Origin of the sequence: Proteus sp. LHD240705 (genome assembly GCF_047921555.1) — a bacterium.
Taxonomy (GTDB): Bacteria; Pseudomonadota; Gammaproteobacteria; order Enterobacterales; family Enterobacteriaceae; genus Proteus.
This window is the reverse complement of the sequence record NZ_JBLRMI010000014.1, coordinates 12515-28855: the sequence shown is the minus strand read 5'-3', so window position 1 is coordinate 28855 and position 16341 is coordinate 12515. Positions and strand designations below refer to the sequence as shown.

Annotated in this window: 16 protein-coding genes and 1 riboswitch; of the genes, 8 read left to right on the top strand and 8 right to left on the bottom strand. The window is 39.3% G+C overall.

Features of this window, described 5'->3' with window-relative positions; genetic code table 11:
- The first annotated feature begins 340 nt into the window (after window positions 1-340).
- Window positions 341-1930 carry a bifunctional phosphoribosylaminoimidazolecarboxamide formyltransferase/IMP cyclohydrolase gene (gene purH, locus ACNART_RS17310; RefSeq protein WP_368927983.1) on the top strand — a complete coding sequence of 530 codons (1590 nt, stop codon included), beginning with the start codon at window positions 341-343 and terminating at the stop codon, window positions 1928-1930.
- Between the two features lie 12 nt (window positions 1931-1942).
- Window positions 1943-3232, top strand: a complete 1290-nt coding sequence (gene purD, locus ACNART_RS17305) for a phosphoribosylamine--glycine ligase (RefSeq protein WP_198621059.1) — start codon at window positions 1943-1945, stop codon at window positions 3230-3232.
- 24 nt (window positions 3233-3256) lie between these two features.
- On the opposite strand, the gene ACNART_RS17300 is transcribed toward purD, so the two are convergent.
- The 6 genes from ACNART_RS17300 to nudC form a co-directional block, all read right to left on the bottom strand.
- Window positions 3257-3919 (bottom strand): DUF1481 domain-containing protein, encoded by a 663-nt coding sequence (locus ACNART_RS17300; RefSeq protein WP_232797662.1) that lies wholly within the window; start codon window positions 3917-3919, stop codon window positions 3257-3259.
- Between the two features lie 44 nt (window positions 3920-3963).
- Window positions 3964-4236 (bottom strand): HU family DNA-binding protein, encoded by a 273-nt coding sequence (locus tag ACNART_RS17295; RefSeq protein WP_004246922.1) that lies wholly within the window; start codon window positions 4234-4236, stop codon window positions 3964-3966.
- Between the two features lie 190 nt (window positions 4237-4426).
- The gene (locus tag ACNART_RS17290; protein ID WP_023583105.1) at window positions 4427-5017 is read right to left on the bottom strand and encodes a YjaG family protein; all 591 of its coding nucleotides are present in this window, start codon (window positions 5015-5017) and stop codon (window positions 4427-4429) included.
- A 74-nt stretch (window positions 5018-5091) separates the two neighbouring features.
- Complete coding sequence (gene nfi / locus ACNART_RS17285) at window positions 5092-5760, bottom strand: deoxyribonuclease V (protein WP_368927982.1); 669 nt, start codon at window positions 5758-5760, stop codon at window positions 5092-5094.
- Entirely contained in the window at window positions 5753-6826 is a 1074-nt protein-coding gene (hemE, locus tag ACNART_RS17280) for a uroporphyrinogen decarboxylase (RefSeq protein ID WP_109374351.1), read from the bottom strand. The genes nfi and hemE overlap by 8 nt, the downstream gene beginning before the upstream one ends.
- Before the next feature lie 88 nt (window positions 6827-6914).
- Window positions 6915-7700 (bottom strand): NAD(+) diphosphatase, encoded by a 786-nt coding sequence (gene nudC, locus ACNART_RS17275; RefSeq protein WP_109374356.1) that lies wholly within the window; start codon window positions 7698-7700, stop codon window positions 6915-6917.
- A gap of 250 nt (window positions 7701-7950) precedes the next feature.
- Window positions 7951-8073: riboswitch (TPP riboswitch) on the top strand.
- Between the two features lie 141 nt (window positions 8074-8214).
- Between nudC and thiC the strand changes: the two genes are divergently transcribed.
- From thiC to thiH, 6 genes are read left to right on the top strand one after another with little or no spacing between them, the layout of a single operon-like run.
- Window positions 8215-10167, top strand: a complete 1953-nt coding sequence (thiC, locus tag ACNART_RS17270) for a phosphomethylpyrimidine synthase ThiC (RefSeq protein ID WP_196534400.1) — start codon at window positions 8215-8217, stop codon at window positions 10165-10167.
- On the top strand, window positions 10151-10798 hold the full coding sequence (gene thiE / locus ACNART_RS17265) for a thiamine phosphate synthase (protein WP_368927981.1): 648 nt from the start codon (window positions 10151-10153) through the stop codon (window positions 10796-10798). The genes thiC and thiE overlap by 17 nt, the downstream gene beginning before the upstream one ends.
- Entirely contained in the window at window positions 10792-11541 is a 750-nt protein-coding gene (locus ACNART_RS17260; RefSeq protein ID WP_198621054.1) for a HesA/MoeB/ThiF family protein, read from the top strand. Before thiE ends, ACNART_RS17260 begins: the two co-directional genes overlap by 7 nt.
- Window positions 11538-11738, top strand: a complete 201-nt coding sequence (thiS, locus tag ACNART_RS17255; RefSeq protein WP_109374347.1) for a sulfur carrier protein ThiS — start codon at window positions 11538-11540, stop codon at window positions 11736-11738. The genes ACNART_RS17260 and thiS overlap by 4 nt, the downstream gene beginning before the upstream one ends.
- Before the next feature lies 1 nt (window position 11739).
- Window positions 11740-12519: a thiazole synthase gene (locus ACNART_RS17250; protein ID WP_198621053.1), complete on the top strand. Its 780-nt coding sequence runs from the start codon at window positions 11740-11742 to the stop codon at window positions 12517-12519.
- Complete coding sequence (gene thiH, locus ACNART_RS17245) at window positions 12519-13637, top strand: 2-iminoacetate synthase ThiH (RefSeq protein WP_198621052.1); 1119 nt, start codon at window positions 12519-12521, stop codon at window positions 13635-13637. Before ACNART_RS17250 ends, thiH begins: the two co-directional genes overlap by 1 nt.
- 188 nt (window positions 13638-13825) lie before the next feature.
- Here the strand turns inward: thiH and ACNART_RS17240 are convergent, their stop codons facing one another.
- Window positions 13826-14767, bottom strand: coding sequence for an Rpn family recombination-promoting nuclease/putative transposase (locus ACNART_RS17240; RefSeq protein WP_198632749.1), 942 nt, complete (start codon window positions 14765-14767; stop codon window positions 13826-13828).
- 190 nt (window positions 14768-14957) lie between these two features.
- A complete protein-coding gene (locus ACNART_RS17235; protein WP_198632750.1) occupies window positions 14958-16313 on the bottom strand; it encodes a polysaccharide deacetylase family protein in 1356 nt (451 codons plus the stop codon).
- Between the last annotated feature and the right edge of the window lie 28 nt (window positions 16314-16341).

Genomic DNA, 16341 nt, shown 5'->3' with positions numbered 1-16341 from the left:
GGCGAACTCACTTAACGTGGTTTGCCGTGACAACGAGGACGCATTATAGGGAGTTTTCCGAGGCTGGCAATAGTTTTTTTTAGAAAAAAAATCGTTTGCTTAATTCCACAGCAAAACCCCTACTTATACGCACTTATCAACAATTTTATCCACAGGCTGTCTTTTTACATAAAATTAGCATGTCAAACGCAAACGTTTGCGTTATTATAATGACCGATTAAGTAAGATTGATTTTGTGTCCATCTTCTGAAATGTTAGTTAAGCAAACACAATTTCACTGTATTAATGTGATTTAACTTCACCATTACTACCGTTATACCAACCCCAAGGGATAAAACTCATGCAACATCTTCGTCCTATCCGCCGTGCACTTTTAAGTGTGTCTGATAAAGCAGGTATTTTAGAATTTGCTAAAGCACTTGTTGAAAGAGAAGTAGAACTCTTATCGACAGGTGGAACCGCACGTCTATTAGCAGAAGCTGGCTTACCGGTTATTGAAGTCTCCGATTACACAGGTTTCCCAGAAATGATGGATGGCAGAGTGAAAACGCTGCACCCTAAAGTACATGGTGGAATTTTAGGTCGTCGTGGACAAGACGATGCGATTATGGAAGAACATGAAATTCGACCTATCGATATGGTCGTCGTAAATCTTTATCCTTTCGCTAAGACGGTAGCTCGCCCAGATTGCTCATTAGCAGATGCAGTGGAGAATATCGATATTGGTGGACCAACAATGGTTCGCTCCGCAGCAAAAAATCATAAAGACGTTACGATTGTAGTAAATAGTAATGACTATGAAAGAGTGATTGAAGAAATGGATAATCACGAAAATAGTCTTACTTTAGACACACGCTTTGATTTGGCGATTAAAGCCTTTGAACATACAGCTGCTTACGACGGAATGATTGCTAACTACTTTGGTCAGAAGGTTGCACCTTATTATGGTGATACTTCACAACCATCAGGTACTTTCCCCCGTACCTTAAATCTGAACTATATAAAGAAACAAGATATGCGTTATGGTGAAAATGCTCATCAGCAAGCAGCTTTCTATATAGAAGATAATATAGAGGAAGCATCTATTGCCACTGCAAACCAATTACAAGGCAAAGCACTTTCTTATAACAACATCGCTGATACTGATGCCGCGTTAGAATGTGTGAAATCATTCTCCGAGCCTGCATGTGTTATTGTGAAACATGCAAACCCTTGTGGAGTTGCAATTGCGAACACTCTCACACAAGCATATGACAATGCATTTAAAACCGATCCAACTTCTGCATTTGGCGGTATTATCGCATTCAATCGCCCATTAGATGCAAAAACAGCAAGTGCAATCATCGAACGCCAGTTTGTTGAAGTGATCATTGCTCCTTCTATTAATGAAGATGCGCTACCGATTTTAGAAACAAAACCAAATGTTCGTGTATTAGCTTGTGGTCAATGGCAAGAAGCCAAACCAGCGTTAGATTTCAAACGTGTTAATGGTGGATTATTAGTTCAAGATCGTGACTTGGGTATGGTAAAAGAAGAAAACTTAAGAGTAGTTACTCAACGTCAACCAAGTGAACGTGAACTTAAAGATGCACTCTTCTGCTGGAAAGTCGCAAAATTTGTAAAATCAAATGCCATTGTTTACGCAAAAAACGATATGACTGTCGGTATTGGTGCAGGGCAAATGAGCCGTGTGTATTCTGCAAAAATCGCGGGGATTAAAGCCGCTGATGAAGGCTTAGAAGTTGCAGGTTGTGCAATGGCATCAGATGCATTCTTCCCATTTAGAGATGGTATTGATGCGGCAGCACTTGCCGGTGTGACTTGTGTTATTCAACCTGGTGGTTCAATTCGTGATGATGAAGTGATTGCAGCTGCAAATGAACATAACATCGCGATGATTTTCACCAATATGCGCCACTTCCGTCATTAATAAGGTATTGATATGAAGATTTTGATTATTGGTAATGGTGGTCGTGAGCATGCTTTAGCTTGGAAAGCCGTTCAATCACCGCTTACTACACAAGTCTTTGTTGCGCCGGGTAATGCTGGAACAGCGTTAGAGCAAGGCGTACAAAACGTTGCAATCAGTGCAACGGATATTCCTGCATTAATTGCCTTTGCTCTAGAGAATAATATTGATTTAACGATTGTTGGCCCTGAAGCCCCACTTGTTATTGGTGTTGTTGATGCCTTTAAAGCAGCGGGACTGACCATCTTTGGTCCAACAAAAGGAGCCGCTCAATTAGAGGGTTCTAAAGCTTTTACAAAAGACTTTTTAGCTCGACATAAAATTCCAACTGCGGATTATCAAAATTTTACAGAGATAGCGCCTGCACTTGAGTACCTCAATAAAGTGGGCGCGCCGATTGTTATCAAAGCAGATGGTTTAGCAGCAGGTAAAGGCGTTATTGTTGCAATGACACAAGCTGAGGCTGAAGCTGCCATTAAAGATATGCTGGCTGGCAATGTTTTTGGTGATGCAGGGCACCGCATTGTTATCGAAGAATTTCTTGATGGCGAAGAAGCTAGTTTTATTGTCATGGTTGACGGTGAACATGTTATTCCAATGGCAACAAGCCAAGATCATAAACGTGTTGGCGATGGAGATACTGGCCCGAATACAGGAGGAATGGGTGCATATTCACCTGCACCTGTTGTTACACCAGAAATCCACCAGCAAGTAATGGAAAAAATCATTTATCCAACAGTAAAGGGAATGGCATCTGAAGGTCATCGTTACCAAGGTTTCCTTTATGCTGGACTGATGATTGATAAACAAGGTGTTGCTAAAGTTATTGAGTTTAACTGTCGTTTTGGTGATCCAGAAACTCAACCTATTATGATGCGTATGCAATCTGACTTAGTTGAACTCTGTTTAGCCGGAGCAAAAGGTAATTTAAAAGATAAAGATTCCCATTGGGATCCTCGCCCAGCTTTAGGGATTGTGATTGCAGCAGGCGGTTACCCTGCGGATTATCGTCAAGGTGATGTTATCGAAGGCTTAACACCAACATCGTCAACAACGGCAAAGGTATTTCAAGCTGGAACAACACTCAATGACAAAGGCGAAGTTATCACTGCTGGCGGGCGAGTATTATGTGTGACTGCATTAGGTGATGATATCGAGCAAGCTCAAAAAAATGCTTATGCTTTAGCGAAAGGTATTCATTGGGATGGTAGTTTTTATCGCCATGATATCGGTTATCGAGCGATTGCACGCTTAAAAAAATAAATTAACAACAGCAAAAGGGAGTGATCACAAGCTCTCTTTTGTTGGTTCCCATTTACAAAAATCGTGTTCTGCAACCATCAGTAATTGCTTACCTTCTGGTGAATCAAGCCAAGCAACATAAGAAGGCTTACTTGAATTACGTGTTCTTGTTTTTAACCAGCGTTGTTCTGGATCTTCAAATGAAACACTCACCTTCTCGCCAGCACATGTTGTCATTGTATTTTGATACCAGACACCCTGTACTAAATTTACTTTCCCAATAGTAAGCGCTTCGCTGATTTCACGCTCTTTACTTGCAGCAAACACCATTCTTAAACGTTCATCTTCTGTTAATGCTCGTTTTTGCTTCTGGCTTTCTTGTTGCATGAAAATAACTTCACCACGTTTATTTAAACGAAGGTGCCAAGATGAGGGCTCGGTAGGATTGATAACTTCAGAGCGGACTTGCCAAAGCTTATTTTGGCGATACTCATAGAATGTGATGACAGTTTCTGGCTTTTTATAAAAGCTATAAACACTCATGATCACTTGAGGTTCTGACGCTGTATTATTTAAACGCCATAATCGCACAATGCCTTCGTCCGCAATATAACCTGTTGCAGAAAATTCAGGTAGCTGCACAGTAGAGGAGCAGGCGCTGAGCAAAAAAGCAGATCCTATTGCTAACAGCCCCTGTCGTTTCAACAAAAGGGGAGTAAATCCCCCTCTATTGTTCATTCCGTTCAAAGGAATTATTTTACTGCGTCTTTCAGTGCTTTACCGGCAGTAAATGCAGGAACGTTAGCTGCTGCAATTTTAATTTCTTTACCAGTTTGAGGGTTACGACCAGTACGCTCTGCACGGTGATTCACCTTGAATGTACCGAAACCAACTAACTGTACAGAATCGCCTTCTTTCAGAGCACCTGTTACTGAATCGATAAACGCTTCAATAGCAGCTTTTGCTTGAGTTTTTGTCAGATCCGCTTTTTCAGCAACTGATTCGGTTAATTCAGCTTTGTTCATAAAATAGTCCTTAAAGTATGTTTTATCGTTTGAAAAACATCTGGTGAAAAAACTTAACTTATCTTTTTAAGAGGATAAATTAAGTAAAACACCTGAGCCACTTCTTTTCGTACCCAATGTAGAACATACACGGGGGTGATGTGAAGTCTTTAAACGTCGCTTTTCAAGCACTAAATCACGTTTTTCTGATTTAGTGCGTTAATTCTATACCGATATTGCTCATTCCAGCTTCACGAAGGTCTGCACGTAGACCTTTGATCAGTTCGACATCTCTTTCTTCACATTCTACAAGTAGACGGTAAATTTCCCATTGGATATCGAATTCTTCAATAACAGCAGGTAGAGATCTAAGCTCTTCTTCACTCATTTCTCTTTCTGCTTGTGTCATTTCAAGTGAAGCAACTGTCCCTACTGATAATTTACTCACTTCAATAGCGTGACTTAATGATTCACCGCTTAAACGAGAGTGAACAATTTCACTAAGTGCAACACAGGCATCAATCGCAGGATAGACACCATAAATCTCGAACTGAGATGCATCAGGAATAGCTTCTTCTAATTTCTCTAATTGAGAATCAAAATTAACCTTTGCATCTTTCACCGTTAAAGTTTCCCAAACCAGATCGAGAATACGGCGATAAAGCATTGGATCGGTAAAACCTGTTTCACGACAAAATACCTGATAATTTGGGTACATTCTCTCACACAGGCATGCCATAAACGTCAGGTGTTGCCAAGCTTCTAGCTTTTCTAAACGTAAATGGATTGGGTTCTTCAACATTCGTGATTACTCATTTTCTTAACTTAGGCGCAGTTTACCTGAAAATTAAAAATATCCACATATTTCCCGGTCATTTAGAGCTTATTCTTATTCAACTGCTCAAATAATCGCCTATTTGAAGCAATACCATCAGCCCAACGCGTTGGTTCTGGCAATCGATATCCTTTCATACACCGCTCAACCCACTGCAAAGCACCTTCCATACTCACTTTATGACCCGGAGAAACATACAGGGGTTTACATTTTTTCTTACTGCGATAAATCCACCCTATTTGCTCATTCTTATCCATTAACGGCTCATGGCTTCCCACCTCTTCATTAACTGCTTTATCAATGCCACATAAACGACTTTTTGCCACACCAATAGTCGGTGTATCCACTAATAAACCAAAATGACTTGCAACACCAAGCCTTCTAGGATGAGCAATACCTTGTCCATCGACAAAAATAAGAGAAGGCTTCTGTTTGATTAATTGCCAAGCAGCGAGTAACGCTGGACACTCTCTAAATGAAAGCAACCCGGGGATATAAGGAAGAGTCGTAGGAATTCGCGCGATTTGGTATTCAAGAATTTCGAAAGAAGGGTAATGCATTATCACAATGGCAGCGCGAGTGACCGTGCCACCGTCTTCAAAACCAACATCAGCACCAGCTATATAAGTTGGTGCTGTGAATTGGTCTGTTAGAATAATCTGTTGAGCTTTTTCTGTCTGCTCCTGACGTAATTGTTGGGTATTAATCATTATCCTGATGATAAGGCTTCGATAAACGGTGAACCGCATCAATAAATGCACCAGCATGTTCAGGTGGAACATCTTGATGAATACCGTGCCCAAGATTAAAGACATGACCGTTGCCTTTACCAAACCCAGCAAGAATAGTTTCGACTTCTTGTTCTATTCTGGCAGGTGGTGCATACAGCATAGAAGGATCCATATTACCTTGTAGCGCAACTTTATCCCCAACTCGACGGCGTGCATCTTCAATATCAATCGTCCAATCAAGTCCTAATGCATCGCAACCTGTCGCAGCCATAGCTTCTAGCCAGCGGCCACCACCTTTGGTAAATAAAGTGACTGGTACTTTTCTTCCATCATATTCACGGATAAGACCATCAACAATCTTATGCATATAGTGTAATGAGAAGAGTTGGTAATCACGCCCTGTTAGCACACCACCCCATGTATCAAAGATCATGATAGATTGTGCGCCCGCTTTAATTTGAGCATTCAGATACAGAATAACGCTATCTGCCAGTTTATCCAGTAATAGATGTAGAGCTTGAGGCTCTGAATACATCATTTTTTTAATTTTTGTGAAGGCCTTACTACTTCCACCCTCAACCATATAGGTTGCCAGTGTCCAAGGGCTTCCTGAAAAACCAATTAATGGCACACTACCTTGCAATGCATGACGAATGGCACGTACTGCATTCATCACATATCCCAGTTCATCTTCAGGATCAGGAATAGGCAGTTTTTGAATATCAGCAAGGCTGTTGATAGGTGATTTAAAACGAGGGCCTTCACCTGTTTCAAAGTAAAGACCTAGCCCCATTGCATCTGGAATAGTTAAAATATCAGAAAATAAAATAGCGGCATCTAAAGGGAAGCGTCTTAAAGGCTGTAATGTCACTTCACATGCTAATTCTGTATTTTTGCACAATGAGATGAAATCTCCCGCCTGTGCCCGTGTTTCCTTGTATTCAGGAAGATATCTGCCTGCCTGACGCATCATCCAAACTGGGGTGACATCAACAGGTTGGCGCAACAGCGCACGTAAATAGCGGTCGTTTTTCAACTCACTCATGACTAACTCCATTAACAGTAATAGGGCCGCAAAATAGCATGCATTGTAACATGCTGGAAAAATAACTGTTGGCAGACAGCGCCTTTATTTAGCTCTTTTCTTTATCTTGTCTGATATTCGCTATCGTATCTTCTATCAAGCGTCGAGCAATAGTATCTGGTGGTGGGATCTGGGGTAATTGATCGTAACGATACCAACCCGCACTCATTAATTCAGAAGGATCATGTTGTAGTTCGCCACCATCATAATCGGCCAAAAATCCCATCATTAAAGAGTGAGGAAACGGCCAAGGCTGAGATGATACATAGCGAATATTGCGAATACGAATATTGCTCTCTTCAAACACTTCACGAGCCACTGCTTCTTCTAATGTTTCACCAACCTCAACAAAACCAGCGAGTACAGTGTAAAGAGGTGAATGTTTATGCCTAACATGATGTGCTAATAAGATCTTATCTTCATGGCGAATACCCACAATAATGCAAGGGGCAATTTGCGGATAATAACGTTCATGGCAGTTATCGCATAAACACGCCCATTCACTCTCACTATGACGCATTTTAGAACCACAATAACCACAAAAACGGTGAGAACGATAAAACTCAGCCAGTTGCACACCACGACCGACTAATTTAAATAAGTTTTCATCTTGTGAGGCGATAAGTCTTGGAGAGCACATGTCGTTATCCATTTTTCCATGAATAAGCCAAACTGTTTCACCTTGCCATTCACCCACAATTTTGGCGTGCTGACCAATGAGATCCCAATCTTTAGCTAAGCCAAACGGAAGTTCACCTTTAGGTAACCACACTCGTCCACCAAGACTGACTGTCCACCAGCCCTTTTCTGAGCCTGTTAATGTATATAAATGCATAACGACCATTCTATCCAAAATAATGATATAGAATAGAGGATACTCTCTTTAGCAAGAACCTCTCAATGTATTATCTCTGTCTTCTATGATTCATTAACATCCACTCACTAAAAACATAAATTATATTAATGTTATTGAGTGTAACCATTATTCAAATTTCACAAATGAAAGGTTGGGAACAACAATATTAGGATTTAAATAAATAACCCATATCGGGCTTGTAGTTTTTAAAATCTTTCATATACTGGACTTCTTCTTGTCGGAGTGCCTAGTGTTTATAAGGCTATTATAAACACAGGCTGAGACCGTTAATTCGGGATCCGCGGAACCTGATCGGGTTAATACCCGCGAAGGGAACAAGAGTGATTCGACCTTTTGATAGCTTCATTGCGTATATTTTTCACACATCTATATACACCTATCTGTCGATACTCCCTGCGACCTCCAGACAAGCATTTTTCTCAATATTCACCCGACAGGCTAATAGCCTGCATGATATTTATTAGGAAATGCTATGTCCCAAAATCAAACTATATCCGTTAAAGATATTTCACCAACGATCAACAAACAGCGTCCACGAAAAGAGCAACGTGATGCTGCTCAAGAGTTTATCAGCACCATTCAAGGCGTAAGCTTCCCCAATTCAAAACGCATTTATCTCGAAGGCTCACGTACTGACATTCAAGTACCCATGCGTGAGATCCAGCTTGATAAAACGCTAGTAGGAGGATCAAAAGATTCCCCTGTTTTTGAAGATAATGAACCTGTACCAGTGTATGACACATCAGGCCCTTATGGTGATCCTGATTCTCAACTTGACGTTAACCTTGGCTTAAAAAAAATACGCCAACCTTGGATTGATGAGCGCAATGATACTGAAACGCTTTCACTTTTAAGTTCGGATTTCACCCAGCAGCGCCTTTCTGATGCCGGATTAGAGCATCTGCGTTTTCCCTTAAAACCAAGCCCTAAAAAAGCGCTAAATGGCAAAAGTGTGACCCAATTGCATTATGCTCGCCAAGGCATTATTACGCCTGAAATGGAGTTTATTGCTATTCGTGAAAATATGGGGCGAGAGAGAATTCGTAGCGAAGTTTTACGCCAACAGCACGCAGGGTTTAGCTTTGGTGCTCATCTCCCTGACAATATTACCCCTGAGTTTGTACGCCAAGAAGTTGCAGCTGGTCGAGCAATCATTCCTGCCAATATCAATCACCCAGAATCAGAGCCAATGATTATTGGTCGTAATTTCTTAGTGAAAGTGAATGCCAATATCGGGAACTCTTCGGTCACCTCCTCAATTGAAGAAGAAGTTGAAAAGCTAATTTGGTCTACACGCTGGGGAGCGGATACCGTAATGGATCTCTCAACAGGCCGTTATATTCATGAAACACGTGAGTGGATCATTCGTAATAGCCCTGTTCCTATTGGTACAGTTCCAATTTATCAAGCACTCGAGAAAGTTAACGGTATTGCTGAAGATCTCACTTGGGAAATGTTCCGAGATACCTTGCTTGAACAAGCAGAGCAAGGGGTTGATTATTTTACTATTCATGCAGGTGTATTGTTACGTTATGTGCCAATGACAGCAAAACGCCTAACGGGCATAGTGTCTCGTGGCGGTTCGATAATGGCAAAATGGTGTTTATCACATCATAAAGAGAATTTCCTCTACGAACATTTCCGTGAAATCTGTGAAATTTGTACCGCTTATGACGTTTCCCTCTCACTGGGAGATGGATTAAGACCGGGTTCGATTCAAGATGCCAATGATGAAGCACAATTTTCTGAATTACATACTCTAGGTGAACTGACAAAAATTGCATGGGAGTATGACGTTCAAGTCATGATAGAAGGCCCTGGCCACGTTCCAATGCAGATGATCCGCCGCAATATGACAGAGGAATTGGAACATTGTCATGAAGCACCATTTTATACATTAGGCCCTCTCACTACAGATATTGCGCCGGGTTACGATCACTTCACATCAGGTATTGGTGCAGCAATGATTGGCTGGTTTGGTTGCGCAATGCTCTGTTATGTTACGCCAAAAGAACACCTTGGTTTACCTAATAAAGAAGATGTGAAACAAGGTCTTATCACTTATAAAATCGCCGCTCATGCAGCCGATTTAGCAAAAGGACACCCCGGCGCTCAAATTCGTGATAATGCAATGTCGAAAGCGCGCTTTGAATTTAGATGGGAAGACCAATTTAACTTGGCTCTTGATCCTGAAACTGCACGTCAATATCACGATGAAACGCTACCTCAGGCTTCAGGAAAAGTCGCTCATTTCTGTTCGATGTGTGGTCCTAAATTCTGCTCAATGAAGATAACACAAGAAGTACGCGATTATGCGGCAGGTATGGAGCAAATGTCTCAAGCCTTTAAAGAGCATGGAAGTGAGTTATACCACAGTGCAGAAATCGCCAGTGTTGAGGTGACTGAAAATGAACAGATCCTCTAATACACCTTTTGCATTAACAGAAAAAAAGCTTGGGCTTTATCCTGTTGTTGATTCTATTGAATGGATCGAACGCCTATTAAAAATAGGCGTTACCACCCTGCAATTACGCATAAAAGATAAACAGCCAGACGACGTTGAACAAGAGATCATCGAAGCGATAAAACTGGGCAAACAGTATCACGCAAGACTGTTTATCAACGATTACTGGCAACTCGCCATTAAACATCACGCTTATGGTGTTCATCTTGGCCAAGAAGATCTCGATATTGCTGATCTTAATGCCATTAAACAATCAGGATTACGCCTTGGTATTTCCACTCATGACGAAGTTGAATTACAAAGAGCGAAAACATTACGTCCATCTTACATCGCATTAGGGCATATATTCCCAACAACGACCAAAGATATGCCATCTAAACCTCAAGGATTGAAGGCACTCAAACATCAAGTAGAACAGACACCTGATTTTCCAACTGTTGCTATTGGTGGGATCTCACTAGAAAGAGTACCTGATGTTGTTGCAACTGGGGTGGGGAGCGTTGCCTTAGTCAGTGCAATAACAAAAGCACCAGATTGGCAACAAGTGACTCGTAAATTATTAGAATTAGTGGAAGGAAAACCATCATGCTAAATGATAATGATTTTATGCGTTATAGCCGACAAGTGATGTTAGAAGATATTGGCTTAGAAGGTCAAAACAAGCTTCAACAAGCAAAGGTATTGATTATTGGGCTTGGTGGATTAGGCTCTCCCGCATCACTTTATCTTGCTGGTGCAGGTATTGGTGAGCTTATTTTAGTGGATGATGATGAGTTACATGTTTCTAATCTACAGCGTCAAATTCTTTATCGCACTCAAGATATTCCCGATGCCAAATCAGAGATCGCAAAGCAGTCTCTACTTGCACTAAATCCGGATATAAAAATTACCTCTTATAAACAACGTATTAATGATGATTCATTATCTAAATTAGTTAAAGAGGTCGATTTAGTTTTAGATTGCACCGATAACATGCTCACTCGTCAAGCGATTAACCGTGCTTGTGTCGCACAGCAAACGCCGCTTATTAGTGGCAGTGCCGTGGGCTTTAGTGGTCAGCTTATGGTATTTGAACCTCCTTTTACTCACGGTTGCTATCACTGTCTTTATCCTGATGAAACTGAGCCACAAAGAAACTGCAAAACAGCAGGTATATTAGGGCCTGTTGTTGGGGTTATTGGCACACTTCAAGCCCTTGAAGCAATCAAATTACTCTCAGGCTTACCTTGTTCTCTAAGTGGGAAACTTCGCCTTTTTGATGGTAGAAAACAAAATTGGAGTACTTTGCATTTAACACCATCAAAAACATGTCCTGTTTGTCGAGGGGTAGCATGAACATTACCGTAAATGACGAACAATATTCTCTGGATATGCCTGTCACTATCTGTCAGCTCCTTATTCAGTTAGAACAGCCACACATCGGTGTGGCGCTTGCTGTCAATGAAACCATTGTGCCCCGTGAAAATTGGGAAACACATTTTATTAATGATGGCGATACTATTCTTCTCTTCCAAGCAATTGCAGGGGGCTGATATGTTAAAAATTGCTGATACAACATTCACATCTAGACTTTTTACAGGCACAGGAAAATTTGCAACACCAACGCTAATGACAGAAGCCATTAAGGCTTCGGGTAGCCAATTAGTAACCATGGCAATGAAGCGTGTGGATTTAAAGAATGGTAATGATGACTTAATCGCACCACTTAAATCATTAGGGGTAAAATTATTACCTAATACATCTGGTGCAAAAACAGCACAAGAAGCTGTTTTTGCGGCTCGTTTAGCCAAAGAAGCCTTTGGCACCCATTGGGTAAAATTAGAAATTCATCCTGACACTAAATATTTATTACCTGATCCTATTGAAACACTTAAAGCCGCTGAAATCCTCGTTAAAGAAGGTTTTGTTGTTTTACCTTATTGCAGTGCTGATCCTGTTTTATGTCGTCGTTTAGAAGAAGTTGGCTGTGCAGCTGTAATGCCATTAGGCTCTCCTATTGGCTCAAATCAAGGCTTACAGACTCGTGATTTCCTACGAATTATCATTGAACAAGCCTCAATTCCTGTTGTTGTTGATGCTGGTATTGGTGCACCAAGTCATGCCCTCGAAGCTTTAGAGTTAGGTGCTGATGCAGTATTAGTTAATACCGCAATTGCTGTTGCCAAAAATCCTATTCTAATGGCGCAAGCATTTAAAGCAGCGCTTGATGCTGGTGAACTTGCTCGACAATCAGGACTTACGACACCTGCTTCAGCTGTGAATATGCAAGCGCAAGCCTCTAGTCCATTAACCCAATACTTAGGGGCATTCTAATGGACACTTTTTCTGATTATTGGCAACAACTCGACTGGGATGACATTACATTAAAACTCAATAGTAAAACCAATGCGGATGTTGAAGCCGCATTAAATCGCCATTCCCTTACACTTGATGATTTTATGGCGCTAATTTCGCCTGCGGGTCGCCATTATTTAGAGCCTATGGCACAACGTGCTCAACAACTCACTCGACAACGTTTTGGTAATGTAGTGGGATTGTATGTGCCGCTTTATCTTTCTAATTTATGTGCGAATGACTGTACTTATTGTGGTTTTTCAATGAGTAATGCCATTAAACGTAAAACATTAAATGAAAATGAAATCATCGCTGAATGCAATAGCATCAGGCAATTAGGTTTTGATAGCTTGTTATTAGTGACTGGAGAGCACCAAAGAAAAGTGGGTATGGATTATTTTCGCCAATATATCCCTCTTATTCGAGAAAATTTCAGTTCATTAATGATGGAAGTACAACCTCTTGCAACAGAAGAGTATGCAGAATTAAAAACACTAGGTATTGATGGCGTGATGGTTTATCAAGAAACCTATCATGAACCAACTTATCAGCTTCATCATCTAAAAGGTAAAAAACAAGATTTCCATTGGCGACTACAAACACCTGATAGATTAGGGCAAGCAGGAATTGATAAAATTGGTTTAGGTGCGTTGATTGGCCTTTCAAGCCAGTGGCGTAGCGATTGTTATATGGTGGCAGAACATCTCTTGTTCTTACAAAAACGCTATTGGAAAAGCCGTTACTCTATCTCTTTTCCTCGTTTACGTCCTTGCGCTGGTGGGCTTAGCCCTGCATCGGTAATGAGTGAAGCTGAATTAGTTCAATTGATCTGTGCTTTTCGCATTTTGGCACCAGACGTTGAGCTTTCACTTTCAACACGAGAATCTCCTTATTTTCGCGATAACACAGTGCCGTTAGCAATTAATAATATTAGCGCAGGATCTAAAACCCAACCCGGTGGATATTCTGATAGTCATGAAGAGCTAGAACAGTTTTCACCTAATGATAATCGCCATGTAAATGATGTTATTAACGTATTAAAAGAGCGAGGATTACAACCTGTATGGAAAGATTGGGATAATTACTTGGGTCGTTAATTAAAATTTGAATAATATAAAACCGCTTTTAATTAATTTAATTACAAATAATAAAGGCGGTTTTTATTAAATAACTCAATAAAAATAACATGTAATAAACTTAAAATAATTAAAGAAAAATAAAAGATTATAAATAATGTCTTAGGATATTTTTAATTTAATATTATATAAAATAATTAACTTAATTCTTATACTGCTAATTCTTCAAGTTCTTGCATACTCAAACCTGATATTTTTTCGATCAATGAAAGATCAAAATTCTCTTTTAATAAATTTTGAGCTAATTCTATTTGTACTATTTTTTTACCAATCTCAATACCTTCCGTTTTACCTAATTTAATACCCTCATTTTTACCTAATTCAAACCCTTTATTTTCTAATCTCCACGCTATATTCATAATCACCTCTCTGTGGCTATCTACCTGTTCAACTATTTTATTGATAACAAATTCAAAGTCTGATGCATCCAGAATTGAGAATAAATATTCTACGACAATAATCGTGTCCTCATCTCTGCAGTTTTTCTGATTTATTGCTTTTGATAGAAGCATTGCAATCTTATTAAGATCATGACAACTATTAACATACTTCATTGCAATTTCCATTACCGCTGCTTTTTTATGTGTCAGCAAAATATCATCATCAATTGAAGTCAAATCAATTAAAGAGAAATTATTAGAATAAAGCTTATTAGCAAGTGAAGTAAGTGGAAAGCATGACATCCAATTAACAGGAAAAGGATAAGGTTTTTTCTTGCCATGATAAAACAAAATAGGAACAACGAGAGGCAACGATTTATAACCTTGCTGTAAATGTTGATTCATAGTGGAAAATGCATAATTCATCATGCGCCAAGCTATCATTTTATCTGGCCTAGATTGATGCTCTATCAGTAAATAAATAGGAATATCACCCTCTTTGGTTTTGACTAAATACAAAATATCAGACATACGAGAACGTAATTTAATATCGATGAAAGAAGAATTTTGTAATTGTAACGTCGAAAAATCACAATGACTTTTTAATTCCTCTGGTAAATGAACAAAGAAGAAATCTTTCGCATTACTGACATTCATCATAAAGCGTTTAAATGCAGAATCATAAGAAGATATAGATATAGGCTTTTTCATAACTAGCTCCATACTGAATTTGGATTGCCAGCTTACAGAAAAAAATAAATTTTTATCACTAAAAAATCATCATAATTATCTGAAAAATATAAGTTATTTATTGATCTTAACTGAATTGGTAATAGAGGAATAAAAAATACCTTCAATAAATATCAAAGGTATTTTTTAAGATTATAAATTTTATTTTTAATTATTTATCAACAACGATATTTTTATTAACGACTTCATATTCATCATTACCCACCATCCTCGCAAATTTCTCAATAGGATCTGTACTCAAAGCATAGAGCCGTTTTAGTGCAAAAGGAGGATCACCTAAACGAACTTTTCCCTGTTGAGTTGTCACCGCCAATGTCATACCAGACGCTTTGACTGCAGTAATTGCCCTTTGATTATATCCACCGAAAGGATATGCAAAGGCATATTGATGTGGATTTAATAATCGCAATACACGTTGTGAGCGTTGTAAGTCTAATATAATTGTGTGGGACTGACGGCTAAAAATAATAGGTTTTTTATTATTATCTAAACGATGTAAAAAATGGGAATGTGATTGAATATCAAAAACATCACGACTCGATTTGAGTGATTGCCAACTCATAAATTGTAATGAATTAGGTGCCCACTTAGGTGTTTTGGATTTTATTCGTGATGAGATAACAAATAGTGTTGCTCGTTGACCATTTTCTTTTAAAAGAGGATAAGCATAACGATAAACGGATTGCAAACCATCATCAAATGTTAATGCAACAGCTTTGCCTGGCAAATTAACACTCTTATTTAAATAGCCAGCAACTTGATTGAGCGAAAGCGTTTCATATCCAGCTTCTTTTAAATAATTCATCTGCTCTGTAAATGCAGTTAATGATGTTGTTGTTGATGTATGACGAAAATTATGGTTTTCCGTAGTTTTAAGAATATGGTGATAAGTAAGTACTGGTATCCCTAAGTCAGGCTTTACATCCCTTGATGAAATATAACCTAAGCGATCACCTAAAGATATTTCAAACCAATTGATTTTACTTCCATTAGTACCTTCTTTTATTGTGCGAGATAACACGGGGTAACGTAAATTGGGTAAGAGTGTCGCTATTTGTGGGCTAGTAATATCTTTATCACTATAGATAGGAGTATTTTTTGTCGTAATTAAATATTCGTAGATAGGATAATCTGCTTTCTTCGTGCGATCTGATAAGAAACGTATTTTCTTATCTGGTTTCATTGAGGCAATATCTTCAAAATAGCCATCTTCTAGATAGCCCGCTTCAAGATAACCTTGAGCATTCCCAAATTGTATTTTGTGGTAATCACCCTCTGTAACTGATGCATAAAAACCTTGGTTAGGAAAAAGTTCTGCAACAGGTTGCAATTTATCCCCCACAAACGCATATAACGTTTTTTGTTGGCGAAGTTGCATCAATGTTGTAATGGGCGTTTTTAAATCCCATTGAGCTTCTGTTGGAATACCTCTTTCATAAGGCACTGCTGAAGCAAATCCAGTAAAAATAAAACATAGAATAATCAAAATCTTAGCTATTATTCTCATCATTTCGCCTACTTATGTAGAACAGAAA